Annotated in this window: 1 rRNA gene; it reads right to left on the bottom strand. The window is 56.6% G+C overall.

Annotated features, from left to right (window positions below):
* Window positions 1-309: ribosomal RNA gene (locus tag N8L39_RS09300) — 23S ribosomal RNA — on the bottom strand; the annotation flags it as partial.

The raw sequence follows: 309 nt of genomic DNA, 5'->3' as shown, positions 1-309 counted from the left end.
CCCACCATCGCGCGCCTCCGTTACTTTTTGGGAGGCGACCGCCCCAGTCAAACTGCCCACCATGCAGGGTCCCGATCCCGGATAACGGGATTCGGTTAGATATCAGAAGAGTTCAGGGCGGTATTTCAAGGTTGGCTCCACCGAAGCTAGCGCCTCGGGTTCAATGCCTCCCGCCTATCCTACACAGCACTCTCCTAATACCACTGCAAAGTTGCAGTAAAGGTTCATAGGGTCTTTCCGTCTGACCGCGGGTACCCCGCATCTTCACGGGGAATTCAATTTCGCTGAGCCTACGCTGGAGACAGTGGG

The sequence above is a fragment of the Streptococcus mitis genome (genome assembly GCF_946190285.1).
Lineage (GTDB): Bacteria > Bacillota > Bacilli > Lactobacillales > Streptococcaceae > Streptococcus > Streptococcus mitis_CP.
Note: the sequence above shows the minus strand (reverse complement) of the source record. Positions and strands in the feature narration are given on the sequence as shown.